The following is a 25,438-nucleotide window of genomic DNA, read 5'->3' on the forward strand; positions in this document are numbered from 1 at the left end:
TTCCCTCACTCTCAATTATTTTTAAAAATCAACCCAATATTTGAATTATACTTCAATAAGAACTGAAAAATTGTAAATTTTCAATTAAAATCTTACTTCTAATATTGAAAAATAAAAAAGTGAGAGAGTAAAATCATTCTACCCTCTCACTTCCCATTATGCAAAGCACATAAAATTACTAATTTGTTGATATCGATAACTTACTTTACGGCGGCGACCAGCTTGCCAAGTGTAGCCGGATACCCCACTTCTTCTTACTTCTGTCGGAAAAAACCATAAGTCTCTTCCGAAAGGTCCAGGACGATGCAAACGTAAATAGCCCCATCTTCCTAGACAGTTACACATCCATGATTTCATATTCCCTGCTTGTGCTGGAGAAGCAAATGTGGATGGTAAAGACGGAGCTTGTGACGGTGGTGGTGACGTTGGAGCATCTTCCGCATCATCTGGTCTATAATCTTCTAGTTCAACCTCTCTAACTTCGATATCAGGTTCATATCCGTATTGTTGTGGATTATAATACATCGTTTGATCATATGGATAATTTTGTTCGTTATACATATTAACAAATCACCTTCTTTTCATTCATTACCTTTAACATTCATATGTGATATGACACCCATCGGAAGCTTATGTATAGCCCAAATTAAACTAAAAAAATAAAGCTCGTATCTTTTTTTCAAAAATACGAGCTTTTTTATAAACGGAATATATTATTATTTTTTCAACTTCACACTATAAAAACGCATTTCCTCTAATAAACCTTCAAATTCAAATACCTCTTGTTTAATTAATACTTTCAAGCGATACTCTAAGAAAGTATCCCCAACTAATTGCTCTACAAGGCCAAGCGCTTCACCAATTACTCTCGGAGCTTTAAGGAAGTCTTTATCAGCACCTACTTTTTTCGCACACTCAATAATGAATTGGTCAAAATATTCTTCTTGTACAGAATGCACTTCATTGTCTTTCCAAACTCTTAAAAATTCCATGCTATTCGATAAACTATCCCACTCGTGTTCAAGATTCACTCTACTTTTTTTAGTTAAAAACGGTGATTCTGCAAAACTATTTTGGAAAGTAGCTAAACTTTCGGGCGATAATTCTCCAGTTCCACGTATATCATACTCTTGGTTTAATATTTCTCTACTCATTTCAGATGTATTAATGATTCGAATATTTTTCTTACCTTTTAATTGCGCCATTACAAAACAAAGGCCTACATGTTCATGTGCGTTATCTGCCTTCCAAATGGTAATCGGTGTTTCATTAGGAATAGAATGTAGCTCTTCTAAAGTTTCCATAAATTTTGGTAAATATTCTTCTTCAAAATAACTATCATAAGAAGTTAAGTTGTTTAATAACCATTGCTGTCTTGCGAGTTGCCCTTTATTCGTATGTAATTGATTAATCGGTCCAATTGAAAAGAATTCAGAGAATGCAACAACACTCTCCTCAAATAGTTCTTCTTGACTTAACATATATTTTAAACACCCAGTTGTTGAATCATCAAAAGCGATATGAATGTGTGTACTTTCTTTTACATTCTTTTTATAAGATGTATTACTCGTTAGTTGCTTAGGTATACTTATCAAGTGTTTAATCGTATCTTCACTATAGTTCTCTTCTAATAAATCTAATTGTATAAGAATGCTTTGCAGTAAATGTTTTGCTTCATCTTCGTACATATCCTCTACAACATTTTTGATTTTATCTATCATGTAAATCCCTCTATTCATTACTAAAATAACGTAGATTATAGTGTATCATTTTAGTAACGGTGTTTTAAAGTTTTTTATAGATTATATCTAATTATAATTTCATATTAGTACAGTGATATATTAGCGTTAATTTATGTTTATTTCGTATAGATGTTAACATTTCAGTACACTTCTTCTATTACACATCACTTTCACGATATTTTTTATTTATTTTTAAAACGCTTTGTAAATTCTTTTATTTAAATGTATATTTATATAGAAAATAAAAATTACAGGAGCAATATCTATGGAGAAAGTACATACTTATTACAAACATTATTTAAAAAATTGGAGATTTATGTTCATTTGCATATTACCTGCTGTTGCTTTATTATACACTTTCGATGTCATCTTTGAACTACTGTTCCACCAAGATTTCTACTTGTCTAATTTAATATCTGCCATAATATTATTTTTATTATTTATTAATATTAAAGATAAGTTTCAAGTCAAAGATTAAAGAAATTTATGATAACTTCTGTTTTAATTTTGAATACTTTATTTTTGAAAGTGCTCTGCTTTATCAAAAGGTGATGCGACGTTCATCACCTTTTTTTATTTCTACAAAATGAATTTTTTATTAGGTTTTTTATCAATATCGTTTATTGACTTTCCCTACAATTTGATTCAAAATAAAATAGTTCATCAATGAACAATTTCGAGTTGAATTATTTTAAAATGAAAGGAAGTTATTACTTTGAGTCTACATAAACAAGGTATCAAACAAGCCAGTGAAATTGTCCATTCATTTGTAAAAATAAACAAAGAAATTATAAAGTTTACTCATCAAAACGCTTCTACGTTAGGATTAACAGTTCAACAAATGGGCATCTTAAATTCAATTTATGCAACTCCTAATACTACTCTTAAAGATATCTCAGAACGCCTTTCAGTTCCTAAAAGCACAATGAGTGTAAATGTAGATGAGTTAGTTAATTTAGGATTAATTGAGCGAAAACAATCACATGAAGATCGTAGAGAAATACAATTAAAAGTAACAACAAAAGGACAAGAAATATCTAAGAGATCCATTGAAAACTCTACTTCTTATAAAGCAATGGAACTAGCACTAGAACAACTGTCTGAAGAAGATATCCAAACCTTATTACGTATCCATAATGACTTACTAAATTCTCTACAACATTTTAAATAATTCGTCTCAATCATTTTTCAAAACCAATCTGATTTTTTGTTTTTGATTTATGAAACAGCTAGCTTTTGCTAGCTGTTCTTTTTATGGTTCTTTATCATTCTCTTGAGATTAAATGACTAGAACAAGCATACCTTGTCATATGTTTTAAAAAAGATAAGGGACGTGACAACATTGGATAACAATAACAATCAATTTGTTTTTCATACAATAAAAAGTTCGGCAATTAAAAAATTTGTAATTATCGACTTAATTACTGGAACAGGAATTTATTGGACCGTAAATTTCATCTCCTCAAGTGCATTACTTGCAATTATTAGTTGTGTTTTGGGAACAAAAAAAATAAAAAAAATGCAACAGTCTTAAAACTCCAAACAAAAATCTATCTGACCAAAATGAAATTTCTATAACAAACCGTTATGTTTCTGCTTGCAATCTTTATAGTAGTTTTTGAATTGGTGTCTTTCCTTTTTAAATATGCCCTTATATTTCTTTAGAAACTCATCATCCGACATAACTTTCACGTCAACGGTTTCAGGCATTTTCTTCATCCTATTTAATTTCTCTCATACCGTTTCCCTTCACTTGTCCACTTCTTCTTTATCTTCCCAAATCGGTATTTTTTCTTGTCCTCCTCTTTTTTTCGGTTGTATATCAAGGGATCTATCCAACTGGTGTAACTCTTCACCAGTTGGGCACGCTTTATTCATTAGCTGAATGACTGTAATAACAACGTCTATCTTTTCGCTCGATGATATCGTCAATTTCGTATGTGACTTGAGTTCGTTATTCTTTTATTAGTCTCATATCATTCATCTACAAGGCTACCTTGATCGCCATATTTAGTGCTTTCGATTAGTTAGCCTCTTTTATATTCCACGTAATTGTGTGATATTCATTATTTTTTTCCCCTTTGCTTCACTGATTAACTGAGTGATTTCATATACACCATATAGAATATATTCCACCAGACTTCACTCCTTGAATACTTTTCAAAAAAACAATACATACTATTTTCAAGCCGCTGTATCCACGGCTGGTACTTCTTTCTTTTGTTACAGCGAAGCAGATAGGTTCTTCACTTATCTGCTTTCTCTGTATATTTTTAAAAACATCGTAAACACTACCTACAAGCTGTTTGAAATATCAACTTCACTCTTCTTGTAATGGGAAAGCAAATTATCACAATTGACTAACTCATTCGACTAACTGGCAGACAACTAAAATTGCTGTCTGCTTTGTGTATGAGATTTTATATTTTACATATACTAGTTTTGAACCTGTAGACCAATACGAGCCATTTTGGTGTTTTGAATTTCCTTTCTTGGGATAAGTATATTTTACTTATCCCTTTTTTATTGTATAGATAAATACACTTAGGTTAACAATAATTACAAGCAGATTTTCTGTTTATTCGTAGTTCTAAACCAAAATGTTTTTCTCCTTTAATGGACAGTAGGTACGACTGCTTGTCCTTTTTTATTATATTTCATACCTCTTCATCGAAATAAATAGCCCTAAATAAGAATGACCAATATGCGGTACTATATCTCCATCAAATAAAACAAAGGGATTTTCCAAATAGTCGATGTTTGCAACCATATAAAATAGGCAGTTTCTGATTACCCAGAAACCGCCATACATAAAGATTTGTTAAGTATTAATTTCTTCTCATTACTAAAATGTATTATATAAACTACTAGTAGTTTATATATTTCACTGGATAATTGCTAATAAACATGTGAGAGATAAAAAAGCACACAGAGGAATATATAAAACCCCTTAATGATTTATCAATTCTACGATAAAACATTAAGGGGTTAACTAATTTTACTATGCATTATGCCTATTTCTTCGACGTTCCATCCTTGTTTGTCCTTGGATAGCTTCTACTTTATATTGCGGTTCTTGCTCTATCATTTGATTTGATTGAGCTGGTTCATCATAATTACGCTCATAAATTGTTTCTGGTGTTTTTCGTTTAGAAGATTTCCCACCAAACTTTAATAATTTTATCTTAAACTTTGGTAATCTAGGAATACGAATTTTAAATGTTGGTTTGTTGCGTTTCTTTTTTTGTTTAAATATATTTGTATTTTCAACTTTATTATCTTTTTCTTTTCGATGTAATAACATCACAAGTAATCCACCTAATATAAGTCCTCCAACTAAAAGGAGAATATATAAGTAATGGCTTGTCATTAAACTAGTCATACGCTCAAGTATGACTAACGACTGTACTTCTTTTATATCCCATAGTAAGGCGGTCCATAATGAGAATAAGCCCAAAGTAAGCCCGTATGTACGAAACCGGAATAAACACGGAATTAACGCAATGCAAGCGGCGATTTTCGCGTTCGCTATTATTGAACTTATTGAAATATCCTGATTCCAAATGACTAACAGTAATGTTATAAATGGTGCATACGCTATCCAGCTACATATACGTGAATATATCTTTTTCGCAAAGTAACTACCGAAACTAGTAAAAAATAAAAGTCCTCCAATAAATAAAGATTGTTCAAGAGGGATTTGCTTTAACATTCCTGCAATTGGAAAGAGGCCGCTCAGTAGCATTAATAATACATCTAATTTCTTCACAATTCCCCATTCCTTTCAAATTTTCTTTTCAATTAATAAAAATCGCTTTTCCATATGATGTAGTTTTTGTATTTCTAAAAAACATCTTAATCCTGTATGTAAATAAAGTAAATACGTAAAAGAAAAGATACATGACAAAGGATAGCCTTATTTACATGAAAAAATGACAAATCCTGCTCATTATTACTAGCAGGATTTGTACACTATTATTTATATTAATATCAATGTATCTTCTTTTTCTAAAATTATTACATCTTCATCTAATTCGTCATTGAATTCTTTAAACTCCCTTGAATCAATATCGGTAGTATAATTTTTAATTAATTTAACCATATGCATTACATACGTATTATGAGTATTTTGTTCTGAGAGCAAGGTTGATTTACAGCACATGTAATGTATCATTTTGGCGATTTCTTCTCTCTCTTCAGATTTTACACCAAGCGGGATAACTTCGAGTATGTACTGCTGTACTATCTCATTACAATCTAATTCGTATGCAGCCGTGCTATAGTAAATTCCCATTTGATCTACAAATAATCTCGTTTCATTCATAACATGTTCTTGGTCTCTAACAATATAGTTCGGTACATCTGAGTTAGTATTAATTCTAATTATGTTTATATCCTCTTTTAAATTTGAGATTATTTCAGGTGAAACCCCAATATTAACGCTTTTATTTTGCAATTCCTCTATCCAATATTTCCTCATATTGGCATCTACAATAAAATAAACTTCTTTATTTTGTTTATGTGCATCTTGTGAAATTTCAACTAATGTTTCTGACATAAATTGTTTAAAACTGACTCCTATATCATTCCTTTTTGATGGTTGTGGTAAAAACACTTTATTATTACCTATATTTAATAAAGTATGATCAATTGTGCCCCATTCTTCTTGACCATATAATTTATATAATATTTCTCTCCCATTTATTTTTGAAAAAATAGGTAAGAAATCATATTTAGACATTTTCTCAATTGATAAATTTACAATTATCCCCGGTAATTTTATCTTATTCCAACTACACTTTAAGAACCCCTTTTGTTCTAACAAACTAAGAATGGCATTAATAATTTCTTTTTTAGATACACTTTGTCCGATAAATAAATTAATAAATGCTGAAATACGTTCCGTTTGAGCGAATCCTTCCCGAATAATTTGCTTTGGATTAATTTTTTCGCGACCATCACAATTTTTTATTGCAATTAATGCTAATTTCATTTCATTTTGCTCACCTGCCGTAGCATGTACAGCTTTTACGACATCGTCTACTAGTTTTTTTTTGTTTTTATGGCTATATTGCATTCTATATGGATTTTGTAACAATTTCCTAATGTTATATCTTACTATTTTTAACAACACCGGATTGTCTGCATTTAATACATAGGAGGAATCTCCGTTTTGAGCTAAAACTATTTTGCTATCTAATAACGCTTGTTCTATCTCTATTACTATATCATCTGACCATACTTCTAACGTAATTGAGTCTAATCCCTTTGGGGCAAATAAAGGTAATAACTCATTCTCATTATTAGTTAATACATTTTCACATTCTGGAAGTAACGTGAAATATGGGCATATTCGTTGGAATTCATTAAAAAGTTCCTCTTTTTCTCTTACTTTTATACCAAATTTTATTTTTGTTCCTTGAACTTTATATATATTTTCGTTATATGGAAGAAGCACTCTTATCTTTGTTCCTCTAATATACTCTTTCGGACATTGGAGAATGTTCTCTAATTTAACTTCTCCCCCTATCCTATAATCATCTTTTAAATTTCTAAAACGTTTAATCCACTTTATTCCTTTTACAGCTTGTTGTACTTTTAACTTTACAAATCTTTGCTTTTTATTATTTGATTCAAATTCAGGAGTTGAAATCAGTATTTGGCTCCGCTTTCGCCCTAAAAGTATAGGGATATCTTTATGATTATATTGTTGATAAAACCTCCTAATCCCTACAGATACTTTTAATAGCGGAATATTCTCACCTCCACGAGTTACGTATTCAAACCGATATACATAAGAGAAATAATCATGTGTTTCTTCATCTTTAATTGGCTCAGACATCGCTTCAGAAACATGTTGTGATCGCAGTGGTGAAAAATATATTTCTTCCTCATTTTTATTTTCCATACGTAAAGGCTGTTCGCAAAAAATATGAGTAATTAGAGCTGGTACCCATTTAGAAAACGTTTTTTTATCATGTAATGCTGGTAAATTACTAATTAAATCATACTGCCATTCTAAATGTGGTGGATCTATTAATTTATTAGGTTTCCAATCATGAATAACCTCATACCAGCTTTGGAAAATATAGTCTAACTGTTCTTGTTTCATTGGTTCTTTTGCTACAATCCAGGGCGTATCTTCCTTTAATATATATGGATTATGCTGAATGAATAATATATCAGAAAACATTTCATACAATCTTTCATTTACAAGTTTTAATTTGCTCGTTAATAAAAATGTTCTATAATGTATCTCTACAATCTCAAGCCATTCAATAGGAAAATAAATATACGATACTTTCTCATTATAGAGGGGTTCTACTATATTTTTAAATGCTAATAACTGTAATTTTTCCATATTATTAATACTTCCTCTCTTAATTTATATTGATCATGAGTAATACTAGAAAAGATACCAATTTTTTAAGCATTAACGAATCAATTTTTAACCAAGCACATTAAAGGAAATAGCTAAATTACATTTAGTTATACAAATAAAACATTATTAAAATCAAATTAATATAAAGTAACTATTAACATATAACTACCTCCTTATGGGACTTTATATTATAAAATCATTATAATGAATTATTATATTTTTTATCTACGATTTACAAAAAAATTACAGAAACTAAATATAATAAAAGGTATCGCCTCTTTATATAGCGATACCCTTTATACACTCTTAATTAAATAACACCTTTAACTTCTTCATTCACCGGCCATTTTTCTAATGTATATGCCATTTCCCAAAATGAATATTCATATTGACTACTAAAAATAAAATGTTGTCTCATACGATTACGGTCTGCCTCTGTTACTTTTTCAGCGATCGTATCTAATCGTGTGATTTGCTCTTCTACTAGAGTACGGAACCAATCAGATCCATATGCAGAAATCCATTCTTGATAAATTGGCTCTTCTGGTTGACATTCTTTTAATCGTTCACCGATTTCATAATATAACCAATAACAAGGTAAAATAGCCGCAATAATATCTCCTAAATGCCCTTCATAAGCTGCACGATACATATGAGATGTATATGCATATGCAGTTGGCGCAGGAATAAAATTATCTTTTTCTTCTTTTGTAATCCCTAATTTCTTTGCGAAATTCTCATGTAATGATAACTCAGCTTCATACGTATTTTGTGCATGGTGTGCCATACGAGCTGTCGTTTCTAATTCAAGAGCCTTTGCAGCACCTAACGTTTGTACTCTAGCAAAATGACTCAAATAATAAGAATCTTGAAGCACATAATATCGAAAACTAGCTAAATCTAATGTTCCTTCGCCTAGTTTTTTTACAAAAGGATGGTTAAAACTTGCTTCCCAAATTGAATCTACTTCTTTACGTAATGATTGTGAAAAAGTCATTTAATCCCCTCCAAATAATGTAAAAAATATACGTATTTATCCACAATTATTAAAGCTGTAAAATAAAAAAACTTTCTTTACAGGCGTAAAGAAAGTGAAATTGACAGTATTTATTCGTTAAATAGCAACGTCTTTCCCACTTCCCTACGCTGGCATTAACCAGATCAGGTACTAAGAGTCTCAAAATTTCATCTGATCTCAGCCTATAAAAGGCCCCCCTAGTGGACAAATATTTAGTTGTCGTATTGTAATTATCATAGCATAATTCGTGGAACTGTCAAAAGAATTAATTATATAACTACCTTAAAAACCTTCTTCTTTCCTTACTTTTAATGAAGTTTCAATTATCATATCTAATAGTTTGCTATAATTAATTCCCGCTGCTTCCGCACTTTTTGGCAGTAAACTTGATTGTGTCATCCCTGGTAATGTATTAACTTCCATTACATATGGAATTCCTTTCTTCACCATCATATCAACCCTTGCATAAACACTACATTTTAATGCTTTATAACAAGCCAGTGACGCTTTATTTACACGTTCCTTTATTTCAGCTGGAAGTTCGATAACTTCTTCAACTGTACTAGTATCATCATATTTTGCATTGTAGTCAAAGAACACAGCAGCATGTCGAATCGAAATGATAGGTAACTGTTGCCCATCAAAAATTGAACATGTAATCTCGTCACCTTTTATATACTTCTCAATTACTACTTCAGAATCCCATTCGAATACAGTTTCCAGCATAGAGGTTAATTCATTTTTATCATAGACAATCTTAACTCCAACACTTGAGCCGCCAGAGTTTGGTTTTACCACTAACGGAAATCCTAATTTATCTAACTCCTCAAGCTTTAGATCCTCCATTTTTGTAAGTTCAATCCAATCTGGTGTTTCTACTCCTTCATAACGCAAAATCTTTTTCGAAATATTTTTGTCCATACATATACCGCTAGATAACATATTGCTACCGCTATAAGGAATACCTAAACTCTCTAGCGTCCCTTGAACTGTACCATCTTCTCCGTACTTTCCGTGTAATGCTAGCAATGCAAAATCAATGTCTTTCGCTTTTTCAATTAAATCCATTTTTTCATTTAACGTAATTGGAACGATTTCATATTTACTCTTATCTAAATGTGCAATCATTTCATTCCCAGTCATAATTGATACTTGTTTTTCAGAGGATACTCCTCCCATAATAACGCCAATTCTCATTTTCTCAACTCCAAGTTTCATTTTTTAAAGTTTCACCAATTATTTGAATCCCGCTAACAATTTCCTGTTCTTTCAAACGTGAAAATCCTAATCGGAATGTGTTCGCTCCTCCTCCATCAGAGTAAAAAACATCTCCAGGAGAAAACGTAACTCTTTTCTCATAACACTTTTGTAAAAGTGTGCGGGCTTGAATTTTTTCTTCCAACTCTATAAACAAATGAAGTCCACCGTCTCCATTCATTCTTTTAAACGGAATGTACTGATTACACGCCCCAACAGCTAACTCATATTTTTTCTTATAAACAGATCTTGCTTTTTTTAAATATTTTTCAAAATATCCTTCATGTAAATATTGAAACAGAACAGCTTGATCTAACGTAGATGTGTGAATGGTTCTGGCTCTTTTAACACTTTCTAAATAATGTATCAGTTCTTTATCTGCAATGATCCAACCTACACGTAAACCAGGGAAAAGTACCTTTGAAAAGCTACTAATATAAATCACATTATTACCAGCCCCTGCAAAAGTTAATAATGGCGATAAATGTGAACCCGAATAACGTAATTCTTCATTAAACCCATCCTCTATAATAGGGATCTTGTATTTTGAAAATAACCTCATCAATTCCGTTCTTTTCTCCGAACTCGTAACAATACCAGTTGGATTATGATAAGAAGGGATTAAATACGCGAAATCAAAATCCTTTTCACGCAAACTTTTTTCTACTTCATTCGTATCAATACCATCATCATTCATATTAATTCCATGAACTTCAAGTCCATGTAAACGAAAAAGCTTCAATGCAGCATGGTGAGTTGGGTTCTCACAAATAACACGCCCTGATTTCTTCGATAAAGAAGATAACACAATATCTAATCCTTCTGTAAATCCATTTGTAATTAGAATATCTTTGTTCGAAATATCTACACCTTTCATTTCCATGTAATGAAGTAAATAATTCATTAACGGTCTATAACCTTTTGCATATCCGTAGTTCAATACGATATCCCCTTCAATGGACATACGAGTAAGAAAAGCTCTTTTGAAATTTTCAACATCAAATAGCTTTTCGTCCGGGGCTATACTATTAAAAACAATCATTCCTTTTTCCCAGCGAACTCCATGCTTCATTAAGTCTAATTCATCCGCTAATATGGTAACTGTATTAAGTTTATTTTTCCAATCTATTTCAACAGACGAGGTGTTACTTATATCCACCTTCGCAACGAAATTTCCTTTTCCTTTAACTGCATAAATGAGTCCTTCTTGTTCTAAATCCGCATATGCAGAGAGTACTGTATTTCTGCTCACTGATAATAATTCACTCAGTTCCCTTGTTGATGGGATTTTTTGGTCCCCCAACAAATGCCCTTTCATAATCATCTTTTTTAAATAATCCTTTAATTGAATATAAACGGGACGATCTTTTACAACTTTAAAATCTTTAAACAATTTCTTACCCCCTGCAATTATTTTTGCATATTTATTTCATTCTCAAAAGGTCCACTACATATGTATTTTTTATTAATAGCGGTACGGTTATAAAGCCTATAAATCATTTCGATATAAATTGATTACATCTTTTAAAGCAGCTGCTGCAGCTCCGCGTGGATTAGAAGCTCCACCAATTGTAGTGACTTGTCCCATTGTATCTGTAAAGAACGTAATTCCTTTTTCCGTGCCATTTATATTTGCTAACGGATGTTCTTTCTCTAAATTACAAGGTTGTACACTAAGGTTTACTTTTCCATTATCATCTTTATATGCTGATGCAATTAATTTAATTGATTTATTTTGTTCCTTTGCATTTTGAATTTGTTGCGTTGTAACGTGCTCTATTCCGTTTATTTTTATATCTTTGAGTGAATAATCGTTTCCCATTAAACTATTCGTCAAAAGTAATAATTTACAAGCGCTATCCATCCCGCTTATATCTAATAACGGGTTAGTCTCCGCAATTCCTTTATTTTGTGCTTCTTGCAATGCTTCTTCAAACGTCTTATATTCTTCATGCATCTTTGTAAGAATATAATTTGTTGTCCCGTTCAATATTCCTTCTATTTTTTCAATATGGCAACCTGCTAAACTTAGTTGTCCAATGTCTAATGTCGGTAACGCAGCGGCAGTTGCACCGCTATATCGAATGCGTGAGCCTGAAATACGTGCTGCTGTATTCAGTTCACTCCAAGCTGTAACAAGTGCACCTTTTGAAATAGCTACTATATCCATTTGATTTTCAATAGCTTGTTTCATATACTGTTTCCCTGGATTTCCATTTTTAAGATTTGTAGCAGTTGATTCAACCAATACAGTACCATTTATATTAATCGTTCCGCGTTCCTCTGGATAATGTTCGATATATTTTTCAATTGCAGCAGAACCATCACCATACGTCAATAAATCATTAATCTGCAAACCTTTCCCGTTATGTATTGCAATATTTCTTCCTATCACTCCACTAACAACTAAGTCAATTCCATATGTTTCATTTATATATAAATATTTTTCATTTAATAATTTTATAAACTCTCTTCCTACTGTCCCATATCCTGATAATACAATTTGAATTTTCATAATATCCCCCCATATTTTTATACCAAATCCCTCTTTCAATATAATATAAAGCGCCCTCGAATTCCATCGAGAGCGCTTTATTATTATCTATTTCGGTAACCGTGATAATTTTTCTGCAATTGTTCTATAAAACTCTTGAATATTAGAAAAACCTAACGTGTCTGAAACGCTTAATCCTACCATATCAAGATGGTCCCAATTTGCTTTCGTTTCGATATGATTCCATTTTCCAACCTGTAAAGACTCATTATCATTTGCAGCAATATTAGACGAAGGCGCAATCATAGAATTTGTATTTACTACACCGTCATTTTGCCACCAAGAAGTATCTATTAATGTTCGATTCTCTTCATATCTTGCATAGGAACCTAAGAAAAATGCATTACCCATTAACACTTTATTCATCGTTATATGAGGTAAATGTAAACCTGTTATTGGTGCTGCTTGCGATGCATGTCCACTATAAGATAAGTAATATACATCCGATTGCGTCTTTACCCAATTATTTAACTCCTTTGCTCCATCAGTACTTAAATCCCATTGACTTATATCTTTTGTATTTTCCCAAATTGAACTATTTAAAATACGATCAGAATATTGGAAAAAGGACTCTCCGGCATTCTTTTTTATACCCCATTGATCCAATTTAAAATCATATAATGATAAATTATTGTTTCCACCTAAACTTGCAGCTGTAATGAGTAAATCTTTAACGAACGGCAACAGAAGACTTCCGTCCGCAAGTGTTGTACCGTTATGAGGAGTTGCTAAAGTTGTAACACTATGAACATACGATTTGCCACCTTCAAATAGTGGTGATATCTTTGTGTTCGGATGATTTTTCACATAATCTTTTTCTTCATAACTTCCTTCTTTTAATAACTGCACTAATGTTCTTGTCGTTTGTCCACCCATGCTATGCCCAACTAAATGAACTTTATTTGTTTCACTCCAATTCGGTGCAAATCCACTATAAGTTCTACCAAAACGATTATGTCCATGTTTCTCAGCATGTGCCGCACCGTAGTCTACTATTCCACCGTTAATTTGCGCATATAATTCACATGCACGATCCCAGTTACTAGAAACTGGTCCAACAGCTGCAGTATGTACTGTATAACCATTTCTTTTTAAATCTTCTTGTATATCATGAACACCACCCCAATATTTTACCCCTAGCATTTCCTCTCTACCCCATCCAGCAAATCCATTCACTAAAATGATAGGATAATTATTTTGTTGTCTCTCTTCAGCGTATGTTGTTTTCGCTGCGAATGAACAAACAGTCACTAATGCGAAAAAACATACTTTTAAAAATAATTTCCCCATACTTTCTCCCCCTCAATAAAACGTTTACATTTATCTTTGAAAAAAAACACAAAATTAGTTTGCAACTTAAACATAATGTAAAGTATTTTATATACGTTGTATATATAGAAAACATATACAAATGTTGATAAATATTAATTCTAGTAAGCATTTACTTTTCATAACACAACTTGTAAATCTGATTATTTGAATTTATAATTAAATATAGTTTCCTCATGTTAAATGGATTTAAAAATCATAAGAAAACTAATTTCATTGCTTGAAAAGGAGGAAAAAAGCATGCAAGTCGGATTAAACATTCATACATTAGCTCAACCTTCTAAAATAACCCCATCTAATCTTGAGCATAATACTATCTCTTCTACTAAGCATGAAGATAAGAAATCTAATGATCTAATCAAATTTGATATTCGTACATCTGAACAAGAAATGAAACAAGCGGATCATAAATTTAGCGAATTAGACTTATGGAAAATGCTAAAAGACAAAGGTGTACCTTTATGGATGATTTTAGAAATGTTACAGAAATTTCGTAAAGAAAAGGAATCTCAAAATGGTTCGGTTCAACATTCAAATGCGATTGAAGAAACGAGCGAGACTCGATTAAATGAAGTCATGTAAACTATGTTATCTGAATGGTCTATAACTAAAAAGAGTTCAAGGTTGATAGAAACTTTATCAACCTTGAACTCTTTTTTAAGATTTTTCTTCAATCGTTAAAAACTGAACTGATACTTCTCCCTCAAAATCTTTAATTAGCTTTCTTACTTTTACATTTTCATTAACCAATGTATTATCTGTCGACATTTTAGGTTTTTCGTCACCTAAAGATTTTTTTAATTGAAGAAGATGCATTTTTGTTTCATTTGCTTTTATTTCCTTATATATATTATTTTTGGATACAATCACATACCATTGCGTTGGATAATTACGCTTGTTACCTATCCAAGCGTCACTATTGTATATGACAGGGACCTCTTTTCCTTCTAATTTAATACTTTTCAAAGTCTTTTCGTCTTCTTGTGCAAACAGTAGAGAACCCTCTTTTGGGAATTTCGGTAACGTATTTACAGGCATAAAATTGGAGCCATTATCTCGTTTACGGAAAACTTTAGCTTTAATCAATGCTTGTGCTGTAGACTCATTTAAAATTAATACCTGTCCGTTTCCATAAGTACCTGTTTTCACAGAAAACACTTCATTTTCTTTCGTAATTTCTTGATAACGATTAATAATTGGTGAAATTTTATTTTCATTTCCAATGATTAATAAACCGTTTGCAGGAAATGGATTCTCCTTTTTAGAACATGCACTAAAACTTATTAATAGTAGTATCGTTAACATAAAAATAGTTAAAGTTCTTTTCATCGCGTTTCCTTTCATCATACAGTTCATTTTTTCCACATACTTTAATGTAGTCTTACAAGCTAATAAACTCTATTGCTCCATAACCTTATAAAGCTTTTGCAGGTAACGCCAACGGGTTATAAAGAAATATAATACTTGTATACATATAAATGAAATTAAAATAACGATAGAGCTATTAATTATAGAAAAATCGACTAATTGCTGTAATGCCGTATAAGCGACTACAGTATGAATCACTGCAACAACAATCGGTAAGAAGAACATTAATAATAACTGTCTCGTTACAATTTTTTTTAATTCTCGTTTACTTAATCCCATTTTCGAAATCATTTTATATTGCTGTTGATCGCGATCCAAATCAGTATATAATCGGAAATAAATAAAACTAGCAGCGAATGTGAAGAAGACGATTCCGACTAAAACACTTGCCATAAGTAATAATCCATTCGTTTGCTTTGCACTTAACAAATCTATAGTTAAAGCCCGAAATTGAAAATTACCTACTCTAGTATCTTTCTCAAATCTACTAATTAATTCGTTTGAAATTCCCTTCGTTTTCATCCAATCGTCTACAACAAATCCGTAAGTACGATATTGAATGTCTTTATTAACTGGGTCACTAGTAAGAGGTATTCCATCATATACCTGATCTTTAACAGCGATATAAATAGTTCTAGAATCATGTGGTAAAACTAAATTTTCTACGGCTTTTTTCACATGAAATGTCTTTGTCCAATCTCCTTGAATGACTTCTATATTCTTTTTATACTCGCCATTTTTAAATTCTTGTTTTTGTGATACGACTCCAGGAATTAATAAAATTTCATCTTCTTTTTCGATTGTTTCTTGTTGATAGCCTAGTGCTTTAGCAAGATCGTTATATTCACTTAACTTCATTACATCTACACCATTTTCCGTGTATATATATGAAGATGAAGCCATTCGATACGGAATATTAGCATCAGAAAGGTGTTTTTTTATAATAGAAAGATTTTTATTTAATACTTTGTCGTTTTCAAAACTTCCATACAAAAATGTATAGGGATTTGTCATCCTTACCAAATCCCTATTTCCAATTGCAGCTGTTGTACCAATCGCTGTAAATGCAACTGCTGAAACAATAGATACTATAAAAAACATCGTTGCATTATCTTTCATACGGTAAATTAATTCAGAAAATGTTAATATATTTGTTCTCTTTAAAAAGAAAGATTCTCTCCTTTTCGCAAGGTGCAATATATAAACGCTACACTGTGTATATAAAAAGTACGTTCCTATAATTACTAGGAGCACCCCTATTCCAAGCGTAATAAAATTAGTACTTGGGATAAAGCGAAATACTGAAAAATATCCATACCCTATACTAATTAAAGAAAGTAGCGATAATAAAATTGATGCTTTCGGTTCTGGCTTTGGCTTTTCCTCTGCTTGTATAAGTTCCACAAGTTCTGTTACTTTTATCATTTTAAATGTAACGAGCGAAACAATTAAAAATAATAAAAGAAATGTGATGACTGTTAATAATACGGCCTGCACTGGTATATAAAAAGGCAAACCATTACTAATCATTAATACACTTGCGCTTATCAATAAAACTAGTTTAGAAAATACGAGTCCAATTAGAATTCCTATACAAATTGAGCCAAGTCCAATCAACATATTTTCAATTAATAATAATTTCTTAAGCTGTCTCATTGACATACCTTGCATCATTAATATCCCAAATTCTTTCTTACGCGTTTTTAAAAATGAACTAACTGAATATAGAATGAAGAAAAATGAAAATACAAAAATCAAGCCTTGCGAAACTGAAAATCCCAATGTACCAAATGCACTTATTGTTGCACTTGTCGATTTCAACTCACCTTGTAAATCAGGATGAAATAATAAAAGAGCATACGTAAAGAAAATCATAATAGAAAATGCACTACTTAAAAAATGAGCTGCATATGTACGCTTATTGCGAAAAATATTATTAAATGCGAACTGACGAAAAGTCATGCCTTTTCCCTCCTAACAAAGAAAGGACATCCATAATCTTTTGATAAAATGCTTGCCTACTTTCACCACAATAAATTTCGTTATATAGTTGACCATCTTTAATAAATATGACTCTGCTGCAAAAACTCGCTGCATACGGATCATGTGTAACTAACATCATCGTAGCTTTTTCTTCTTTATTCAAAGTATCTAGCATCTCCATTACATCATTTGAAGATTTAGAGTCTAAATTCCCTGTTGGTTCATCTGCAAGTAATAATTGCGGCTTATGAACAATTGCACGAGCAATTGCTGTTCTTTGAGCTTGCCCCCCTGAAATTTCAAAAGTTCTTTTACTCAATATATCTGTAATATTTAATTTCTCTGCAATTTCTACAACTCGTTTGTTCATTTCTTGTACAGAAACACCATCTAATGTCATCGGCAATACGATATTTTCCTTTACTGTAAGTGTGCTAAGTAAATTAAATGATTGAAAAACAAATCCTAATTGTTTCCTACGGAATAAAGCCAAATTATCTGATGTCAACTGGAAAGGATTTGTACCATTTATTAATATTTCTCCCGATGTTGGAGAGTCGATAGTAGATACCATATTTAATAACGTTGTTTTCCCGCTCCCTGATGGCCCCATAATCCCTATAAATTCACCTTCTTGAATTGATAAATCAATATCTACCAATGCTTTAAAAGGTACTTTCCCTTTATATACTTTACTAATACTTTTTGCATGTAGAATTTCCATTTATATTCTCCCTTCATTTGCACTTCTCACAATATAGTGTAAATGAATTGTCTTATAGCACATATTGATTCATCTTTCATTTATCTTACACGCTTGTAAGATTTCTAAAAAAACTGATAACAAACCTGTTTTCAAACTATAATTAACGATTATTCATCTTGTAATATCTATATAGTAGCATAAAATACAATGCTACTTATTTCTAGTTGCCAGGACACCTTGTAAGCCTATTAAATATATAAATAAAAGTGGGTTTAAGAAACGATTATCATCATTAAAAGTTGCTGTATTCCTTGTATTCTTTATTAGCAACATAAAATATATTATAAAGAATCACTATAGAACTTCAAAACGATGAATAATAACTTATAATTCATAAGTATAATCCAAAAGTAAATAGTACATAAAAAAGCTTAGAGCTTTAGCTCTAAGCTTTTTTAAAATCATTTCATTCCATTATAACTCCTTTTAAAGAGCAATATTTTTTATCCACTCTGATTTGCTTAATAAATAATGATTATATAGTTGGTTTTCTATCGTCTGTTTGCTCAAATAAGTAAATCCACATTTTTCAATAACTTTATTTGATGGTACGTTGTTAATTAAAGCAATTGCGTTGAGGACATCTACATTTGTATTTTTAAACAAATAATCAATTAACCCTTTAGTCGCTTTCGTAGCGTAACCATTGCTTTGATACTCGCTTGAAATAGCATACATTATTTCTCTATTTGGTGAAGGGAGTTCTTCTTTAATGCTTGTGCAGCACCATCCAATAAATTCATTTGTATCTTTATTAAATATTCCTAGCTTTAATATATGATCATCTATGTTACATGTATTTTTCACTGCATTAAGAAATGCTTTATTTGCTGGTATTTCATCATTAATAACCCAGTCAATCCTTTGTTCTTTCGTTGATTTCCAGTCTGGTAAAAACTGTTCTATTTCCGGTTGATTCGATATTTTATAAATACTCTCCGCATCTTTGATAGTAAACTCTTGCAAGTATATATCTCCACAGTCTATTCTAAATAAATTAGTCGAACTCTCTTCTCCCATGTTAATCCCCCTTAATTATATTAAAGCGCCTTAATCTGCTTCGTAAGTTCTATAAAACGTGCATCAAGTTCTTTATATTCTTTATCGTTAGAAGTTAAGAAACTTAATTTACCTAATACTTCTTGTCGCTCTGTTTCTAATGTTAAACGTAGCTCTTCAATATCATCTCTTGTTTTAATAAGTTCCTCTAGCTGCTTTTGTATCGTATTATTTAAAAACACGAGTTTCGTGTTAGTTGTTTTCTCCAGAAAATATCGATCGTGAGAAACTATAACGAGTGTTCCATTATACTCAGCTAATGTATTTTCAAGCTGTTCACGTGAAGGAAGGTCAAGGTGATTCGTCGGTTCATCTAAAATATAAGCCATTAACTTGCATTTTACTCGTTCTCCCATACTCATATGCTCAATCGGCTCTTTCCATTGAGAAGCTTGGAATCCTAAATGTTTCATTAAACTTTGGACTTTTCCTCTTTCTTCAAATGTCTCTTTAAAAAATAAATCTTCTGGTGTTTTATCTAGTGGTAAATCAAATACTTCTTGTGTTAAATAACCGATGTTTGCAGATGGTGAAATCCATACTTCTCCTTGTACAGTTTCCGTTCCCATAATCATCTTCAGTAATGTTGTTTTCCCACAACCGTTTGGTCCAACAATCGCAACCTTCTCACCGTGCTGGATTGTAAAATTAACGTTTTCAAATAATGTCTTTCCATGAAAGTCTTTTTTTAATTTCTTTACTTCTAAAAAGCGTTTTCCTACTTTTTTATTCGCTTGAATAGAGAACTCCACTGAATACTCTTCTTTCAGACGTTCTACTTTCGTTTTCTCCAGCTCTTTTTCGAGACGTTTTCGTTTTGACTTCACTTGCGCATCCATTCGCTTCGCTTTTACACGATAAAACTCTTTAACTCCTTCTTGTTTTGTAGACTGTGCGTGTGCCTTTTGTGACCATGAACTTAATTCTTTTATATGTGTTTCTACTTGTTCTATCTTTTTTTGTTGTTTTTCATATTCACGCTGCTGCGTCATTCTTTTATGCTCACGTGCTTTCATATAACTCGTATAATTACCGATATGGTCAATTAATTTCTTATCCTCAATTGACCATATTCTAGTTGCGACAACATCTAAAAAGTATCGATCATGCGATACAACGATAACTGTACCCTTCATATTTTTTATTTGCTTAATGAGAAATTCCGTACTCATCTCATCTAAATGATTTGTCGGTTCATCTAATATTAATAAATTAGGATTTTCGGCAAATCCTTTTGCTAGTCGAACTTTCAGCTTTTCACCACCACTTAAAGTAAGAAAATCGTTCGTTGGCACGCCCCATTTCGCAAGAAGTTCTGCTTCTTTTGCAATCATATCATTACTAATAAAAGATTCTATTTCTTGTTCAACATATGCCGTTGTCATATTCATTTGCTGCCATTCAACAATCCCTTTTGATGGCTCAATCTTCCCATTTATTAATTGAAGTAACGTTGATTTACCGGCACCGTTTTTACCAATTAATCCGATAACATCCCCTTGTTTAACTGTCACATTCATTTTCTCTAACAAAGTATTTTCCTTTATTTCAACATAAACATCATTTAATTTTAAAAGTTCTTTCATAATACCGATCCCTTTCATTAAGGGAGAATAAAAAATCCTCCCAAATAAATTTGGCAGGATTAGTCATTAAAATATTTATACCCAAATAAGCTATTGTACAACATAAATAGCAATACCGTTGTATGGAAATTGGGCAGACTAATCCTATTTTTTAGAAATTGAAATTTATTTAATTTCAACATTTAAAAATAAGATTAGTTAATCATCGTCCACCCATCAATCCTTTCCGTCATAAGTAACCATATTGTACCATACTAGTATGGTATGAGTAAATGCAATTATATGTGCTGTCATAAAGATTACTGTCTTCTAGGTCTATTTATCATTTCTTAACTTCATATTGAACAAGCATAAATTACATTTGTTGTACTAATTTCTTTAGATTTCCCTAGTAATAAACTTCTAAGTACTCCCTCTTATATAATTTTTATATAAATTTATGATTAATTATATATTATACATACTACATTTCAGTTCTTATAATAAAGTTATCATTTTTAAGGAGGGATTCTACAATGGAATTTAGCAAACTAGGAAACAGTGGATTAACAGTAAGTAAGATTGCATATGGGAACTGGATAAACCATGGCGGGAAAGTAAATGAAGATATTGCAAATGATTGTGTGAAAGCCGCACTGGATGTTGGAATTACAACGTTCGATACTGCTGATGTTTATTCGGACACGATAGCCGAGGAAGTACTTGGCCGGTCTTTGAAAGGTATACGACGAGAAAGTATAGAACTATGTACAAAAGTATGCCATCCGACCGGACCTGGAAAAAATGATCGTGGATTATCGAGAAAACATATTATAGAAAATTGCAATGCATCGTTACAGCGGTTGCAGACAGACTACATTGATGTCTATTATGCACATAGATTTGACTCAACAACTCCCCTTGAGGAAACGATGTTAGCTTTTGCTGATCTTGTAAGACAAGGTAAAGTCCTTTACTTAGGCGTAAGTGAATGGACATCAGAACAAATTACCCGCGGTGCAGCACTTGCACGAGAATTGAACATTCCACTTATCGCTAGCCAACCTCAATATTCGATGTTGTGGCGTGTTATTGAAACTGATGTAATACCAACATGTCAACGTGAGGGGCTTGGTCAAGTTGTTTGGTCTCCCCTTGCACAAGGTATTCTCTCAGGAAAATATCAACCTGGTAAACCCTTGCCGACTCAATCACGTGCTAATTCAGATGCTGGTAAACCATTTTTCCACAAACTCGTGCAACGTTGGATGAGTGATGATGTACTCACTGCAATTCAGAAACTCAATCCCATCGCGCAAGAAACTAATCTTACCCTACCACAACTCGCAGTTGCTTGGGTACTACAAAATCCAGCTGTTTCCTCTGCAATTATTGGCGCTTCAAATCCGGAGCAAATAAGAGAAAACGTAATTGCTTCTAGTGTTAAATTGCAACCTGAAATTATGGATCAAATTGATAGCGTACTAAAAGGTTTCATTGAGTACGATCCGAGTAAAACAGGTTGAATCATCAGTGACTTTAAAATAAAAATAGAAGTTTCCCTTTCCAAATTTCCACTGCCCATCCTATCAAGATGGGCTTTTACTTTTCAAATTCAAATTGTGAAGTCGCATAAACCTCTCTAACAACTGTTAAGAAGTTCTCTAACACGACAGACTTTTCATCTTGTCTCCATCCAACATATAAATTTATTTTCGGTGTATTTTCTTGAATGTCTTTATACATGACACCCGATTTTTTATAGCTTTCCACCGATGATGGAACGACAGAAATCCCCATTCCTGCTGCAACTAAATTCACAATCGTTTGCATTTGGATCGCCTCTTGAACAATATTTAAACTTACTCCATGTTCCCAAAAGTAACTAATAATTAAATCATAAAAGTTAGTACCGAAATGACGAGGAAATAAAATAAATGGTTCATCAACTAATGATTTGATTGAAATGTTACGTAACGAAACTAAAGGATGCTCTTCATGCAAAACTAATTTTAAACATTCCTCAGAACAAACTTCGGAAACTAATATTTCATTATTTTGCTTGGAACGAATAAATCCAATATGAATTTGTTTTTCATATAGCGCTTTTATTTGCTGGTCTGTTGTCATCTCGCGTAATATAAGCTGTATTCTAGGAAAACGTTCTCGAAATTTTTTTAATATGTCTATTACGGTTTCTGTAGAATCGACAAAACCGATTATTAAATGTCCTATCTTCCCTTCATCCGCAAGCTGTGTTTCTTTAATAGTTCTATCTACTTGAAGCAATGTTTGCCGCGCACCTTCTAAAAATATTTTTCCAGCATCCGTAAGTTCAACCATTCTTTTTGTTCGATGAAAAAGTTGAACTCCTAATTCTTCTTCTAATTTACGAATTTCTTGACTTAAAGGAGGTTGTGCCATCATAAGACGCTCTGCTGCACGACTAAAGTTTAATTCTTCTGCCACTGTTATGAAATACCTCATTTTACGAATATCCATTTCAATCCCCCAGTCATTATCAATTACCCAAAAAGCACTTTTATTACTAAAAAGCATGTGTATGACTAGTTGTTCTTTTTCCTTTTCAGTTGAGTTTATCTTCTCTTATGTAAATAATTTTACATTCTCAAATTGTATCAGTATTACAAAACAAGGCTAAAAAACTTATCTTAAAAGTTCTTTAGCCTGAATCACTTTTTACACATTAAAAAATATTATTCGTACAACGGTACCTTTACCAACCTCTGAATGGATTCCTACACTATGTCCTAATTGTTTCGTAATTTCATATACAAGATATAATCCCATTCCTGTTGATTCTTTAAAATCTCTACCGTTTTCTCCTGTAAAGAAAGGTTTAAATACTCTTGGTAAATCTTGCTTCGGTATCCCTACGCCACTATCGGTAATTTCAAGTACAACTGTATTACCTTCCTTACATGCTTTCACTTTAATCTTTTCTCTACTACCTGATGAATATTTAATCGCATTCGATATTATTTGTCCAATTAAAAATTGTAACCACTTCGCATCACTTTCTACAGTAATACTCTTATCAATTTCAAGCTCTGGGTATACAAAATTCCGAATAAAAAAGCGTTTATGTTCATGCACGGAATCATTCACTATTTTATGTAGTTGTACTCTTTCTACATAAAAATCTTGTGTAAATGCTTCTAAACGTGCGACATACAGTGCCATCTCTAACCCCTTTTTTAACCTATCTGTTTCCTCATTAATACTTTCAAAACGTGAATCCACTTCATCTTGTGTAATTAATTCTATTACAGATAAAGGTGTTTTCATTTGATGAATCCACTGATTCATAAAGGTTAAATGATCATTATTTTTCCTCTCTTGTAACTGGAGCTGATTTTGATAATGTCGATATTGTACTTCGAGCAAATCTTGGAGAGCAGTAGATAAAACTGCAAAATCAGATTTTTGAACAGATTCATCCAAAGATTGCAACGGATTTGCTAAACGTTCATAAAAAGAACGATGTGTAAAATAACGAAATACTAAATAACTTACCATAAAAAAAGCACCTAAAAACATTGCATATAATGCCGTTGAAATATGATTATGCCCATCAAACCAATAAACTAAGAATATGGCTAGTAGTTGGATCTCAGTAAAACAAATAAGTGCTATATGATCACGTATAAATAACCTTATCATTTTTCCATACCATTATCCCAAGTAATATGTAATCTATATCCAACACTACGAATTGTTTCAATTGCTCCTTCAATTTGTAACGTTTTTAACTTTTTACGCACACGTGTTGTATTTACACTTAATGTATTATCATCAACATAAGATTCACTATCCCATAATTTATTTAATAATACTTCCCTACTCACAACACGCGGATAGTTTTTCATTAACATCTCTAATAAAATGGCTTCGTTTCTCGTTATATCAATCTCTTGGTTCCTAAGTTTTAATACAAGTCTTTCGGGATATAAACTAAGACCTTGTTGCTCAATCATTCGTTCTTCTAGTTTCGGTGCATAGTCTCCATAAGCACGTCTTAAATGACTACGAATTTTCGCCATTACAACTTCATAATGAAACGGCTTCGGAATAAAATCATCGCCACCATTTTCTAACGCCATAACTTGATCCATCGTACCTTCACGGGCCGAAATAAATAAAATCGGACATGTGGAAACCCCGCGAATTTGACGACACCAATAGTAACCATCAAAACTTGGTAAATTAATATCTAATAAAACTAACTCCGGTTGTTCTTCTAAAAATATGTCTAACACATTTTGAAAATCCGTTACAATAATTCCTTGGTAACCGTATTTCGCAACATATGTTGATAATAACTCCGCAATTTTCATATCATCTTCAACAATCATAATTTTAACCATCTCTGAACTCCTTTTTGATCCACAATC

The 25,438-nt window shown here is 31.8% G+C and carries 24 protein-coding genes and 1 riboswitch; of the genes, 5 read left to right on the forward strand and 19 right to left on the reverse strand.

Features of this window, described 5'->3' with window-relative positions:
- Positions 1–156: 156 nt before the first annotated feature.
- Both MKX37_RS13125 and MKX37_RS13130 read right to left on the reverse strand, forming a co-directional pair.
- Complete coding sequence (locus tag MKX37_RS13125; protein WP_002127656.1) at positions 157–561, reverse strand: hypothetical protein; 405 nt, start codon at positions 559–561, stop codon at positions 157–159.
- 155 nt (positions 562–716) lie between these two features.
- Positions 717–1,721, reverse strand: a complete 1,005-nt coding sequence (locus MKX37_RS13130) for a DUF1835 domain-containing protein (protein WP_002013147.1) — start codon at positions 1,719–1,721, stop codon at positions 717–719.
- Positions 1,722–2,007: 286 nt separating this feature from the next.
- Between MKX37_RS13130 and MKX37_RS13135 the strand changes: the two genes are divergently transcribed.
- From MKX37_RS13135 to MKX37_RS13145, 3 genes are all read left to right on the forward strand, one after another.
- Positions 2,008–2,220 carry a hypothetical protein gene (locus MKX37_RS13135; RefSeq protein WP_002127657.1) on the forward strand — a complete coding sequence of 71 codons (213 nt, stop codon included), beginning with the start codon at positions 2,008–2,010 and terminating at the stop codon, positions 2,218–2,220.
- 237 nt (positions 2,221–2,457) lie between these two features.
- Positions 2,458–2,913, forward strand: coding sequence for a MarR family winged helix-turn-helix transcriptional regulator (locus MKX37_RS13140; protein ID WP_002127658.1), 456 nt, complete (start codon positions 2,458–2,460; stop codon positions 2,911–2,913).
- Positions 2,914–3,084: 171 nt separating this feature from the next.
- Positions 3,085–3,276 (forward strand): hypothetical protein, encoded by a 192-nt coding sequence (locus tag MKX37_RS13145; protein WP_000369808.1) that lies wholly within the window; start codon positions 3,085–3,087, stop codon positions 3,274–3,276.
- A 38-nt stretch (positions 3,277–3,314) separates the two neighbouring features.
- Here the strand turns inward: MKX37_RS13145 and MKX37_RS13150 are convergent, their stop codons facing one another.
- The 9 genes from MKX37_RS13150 to MKX37_RS13190 form a co-directional block, all read right to left on the reverse strand.
- Complete coding sequence (locus MKX37_RS13150) at positions 3,315–3,452, reverse strand: hypothetical protein (protein ID WP_002168260.1); 138 nt, start codon at positions 3,450–3,452, stop codon at positions 3,315–3,317.
- 39 nt (positions 3,453–3,491) lie between these two features.
- A complete protein-coding gene (locus tag MKX37_RS13155) occupies positions 3,492–3,674 on the reverse strand; it encodes a hypothetical protein (protein ID WP_033708104.1) in 183 nt (60 codons plus the stop codon).
- Between the two features lie 1,069 nt (positions 3,675–4,743).
- A complete protein-coding gene (locus MKX37_RS13160) occupies positions 4,744–5,511 on the reverse strand; it encodes a DUF3959 family protein (RefSeq protein ID WP_078422556.1) in 768 nt (255 codons plus the stop codon).
- Between the two features lie 210 nt (positions 5,512–5,721).
- Positions 5,722–8,103: a pPIWI_RE module domain-containing protein gene (locus MKX37_RS13165; RefSeq protein WP_002127661.1), complete on the reverse strand. Its 2,382-nt coding sequence runs from the start codon at positions 8,101–8,103 to the stop codon at positions 5,722–5,724.
- Positions 8,104–8,434: 331 nt separating this feature from the next.
- On the reverse strand, positions 8,435–9,121 hold the full coding sequence (gene tenA / locus MKX37_RS13170; protein ID WP_002032475.1) for a thiaminase II: 687 nt from the start codon (positions 9,119–9,121) through the stop codon (positions 8,435–8,437).
- 124 nt (positions 9,122–9,245) lie between these two features.
- Positions 9,246–9,351: riboswitch (TPP riboswitch) on the reverse strand.
- Between the two features lie 73 nt (positions 9,352–9,424).
- On the reverse strand, positions 9,425–10,339 hold the full coding sequence (locus MKX37_RS13175; protein WP_078422457.1) for a D-alanine--D-alanine ligase: 915 nt from the start codon (positions 10,337–10,339) through the stop codon (positions 9,425–9,427).
- A gap of 4 nt (positions 10,340–10,343) precedes the next feature.
- Positions 10,344–11,792: a MocR-like pyridoxine biosynthesis transcription factor PdxR gene (pdxR, locus tag MKX37_RS13180; protein WP_078422450.1), complete on the reverse strand. Its 1,449-nt coding sequence runs from the start codon at positions 11,790–11,792 to the stop codon at positions 10,344–10,346.
- A gap of 96 nt (positions 11,793–11,888) precedes the next feature.
- The gene (locus MKX37_RS13185; RefSeq protein ID WP_078422451.1) at positions 11,889–12,914 is read right to left on the reverse strand and encodes a homoserine dehydrogenase; all 1,026 of its coding nucleotides are present in this window, start codon (positions 12,912–12,914) and stop codon (positions 11,889–11,891) included.
- Between the two features lie 87 nt (positions 12,915–13,001).
- Entirely contained in the window at positions 13,002–14,243 is a 1,242-nt protein-coding gene (locus MKX37_RS13190) for an esterase/lipase family protein (protein ID WP_078422452.1), read from the reverse strand.
- 279 nt (positions 14,244–14,522) lie between these two features.
- On the opposite strand from MKX37_RS13190, the gene MKX37_RS13195 reads away from it, so the two are divergent.
- The gene (locus tag MKX37_RS13195; RefSeq protein WP_002127670.1) at positions 14,523–14,864 is read left to right on the forward strand and encodes a DUF3914 domain-containing protein; all 342 of its coding nucleotides are present in this window, start codon (positions 14,523–14,525) and stop codon (positions 14,862–14,864) included.
- Positions 14,865–14,939: 75 nt separating this feature from the next.
- Here MKX37_RS13195 and MKX37_RS13200 read toward each other — a convergent pair whose 3' ends face one another.
- The 5 genes from MKX37_RS13200 to abc-f all read right to left on the reverse strand — a co-directional run bounded on the left by MKX37_RS13200 (position 14,940) and on the right by abc-f (position 21,044).
- Positions 14,940–15,611, reverse strand: a complete 672-nt coding sequence (locus MKX37_RS13200; RefSeq protein WP_002127671.1) for a lipoprotein BA_5634 family protein — start codon at positions 15,609–15,611, stop codon at positions 14,940–14,942.
- A gap of 69 nt (positions 15,612–15,680) precedes the next feature.
- Positions 15,681–17,612, reverse strand: coding sequence for an ABC transporter permease (locus tag MKX37_RS13205; RefSeq protein ID WP_002168255.1), 1,932 nt, complete (start codon positions 17,610–17,612; stop codon positions 15,681–15,683).
- Positions 17,587–18,357, reverse strand: a complete 771-nt coding sequence (locus tag MKX37_RS13210) for an ABC transporter ATP-binding protein (protein WP_002127673.1) — start codon at positions 18,355–18,357, stop codon at positions 17,587–17,589. The genes MKX37_RS13205 and MKX37_RS13210 overlap by 26 nt, the downstream gene beginning before the upstream one ends.
- A 468-nt stretch (positions 18,358–18,825) precedes the next feature.
- The gene (locus tag MKX37_RS13215) at positions 18,826–19,419 is read right to left on the reverse strand and encodes a GNAT family N-acetyltransferase (RefSeq protein ID WP_041868003.1); all 594 of its coding nucleotides are present in this window, start codon (positions 19,417–19,419) and stop codon (positions 18,826–18,828) included.
- Positions 19,420–19,439: 20 nt separating this feature from the next.
- Complete coding sequence (gene abc-f, locus MKX37_RS13220; protein ID WP_078422458.1) at positions 19,440–21,044, reverse strand: ribosomal protection-like ABC-F family protein; 1,605 nt, start codon at positions 21,042–21,044, stop codon at positions 19,440–19,442.
- A gap of 515 nt (positions 21,045–21,559) precedes the next feature.
- On the opposite strand from abc-f, the gene MKX37_RS13225 reads away from it, so the two are divergent.
- Positions 21,560–22,549 carry an aldo/keto reductase family protein gene (locus tag MKX37_RS13225; protein WP_078422453.1) on the forward strand — a complete coding sequence of 330 codons (990 nt, stop codon included), beginning with the start codon at positions 21,560–21,562 and terminating at the stop codon, positions 22,547–22,549.
- A gap of 76 nt (positions 22,550–22,625) precedes the next feature.
- Here the strand turns inward: MKX37_RS13225 and MKX37_RS13230 are convergent, their stop codons facing one another.
- The 3 genes from MKX37_RS13230 to MKX37_RS13240 form a co-directional block, all read right to left on the reverse strand.
- Positions 22,626–23,525: a LysR substrate-binding domain-containing protein gene (locus MKX37_RS13230; protein ID WP_002168251.1), complete on the reverse strand. Its 900-nt coding sequence runs from the start codon at positions 23,523–23,525 to the stop codon at positions 22,626–22,628.
- Between the two features lie 198 nt (positions 23,526–23,723).
- Positions 23,724–24,707 (reverse strand): sensor histidine kinase, encoded by a 984-nt coding sequence (locus MKX37_RS13235; RefSeq protein WP_078422454.1) that lies wholly within the window; start codon positions 24,705–24,707, stop codon positions 23,724–23,726.
- On the reverse strand, positions 24,704–25,411 hold the full coding sequence (locus MKX37_RS13240; RefSeq protein ID WP_002127681.1) for a response regulator transcription factor: 708 nt from the start codon (positions 25,409–25,411) through the stop codon (positions 24,704–24,706). The genes MKX37_RS13235 and MKX37_RS13240 overlap by 4 nt, the downstream gene beginning before the upstream one ends.
- Positions 25,412–25,438: the final 27 nt, after the last annotated feature.

It is taken from the genome of Bacillus sp. FSL R5-0709 (assembly GCF_038004785.1).
Classification (GTDB): domain Bacteria; phylum Bacillota; class Bacilli; order Bacillales; family Bacillaceae_G; genus Bacillus_A; species Bacillus_A mycoides.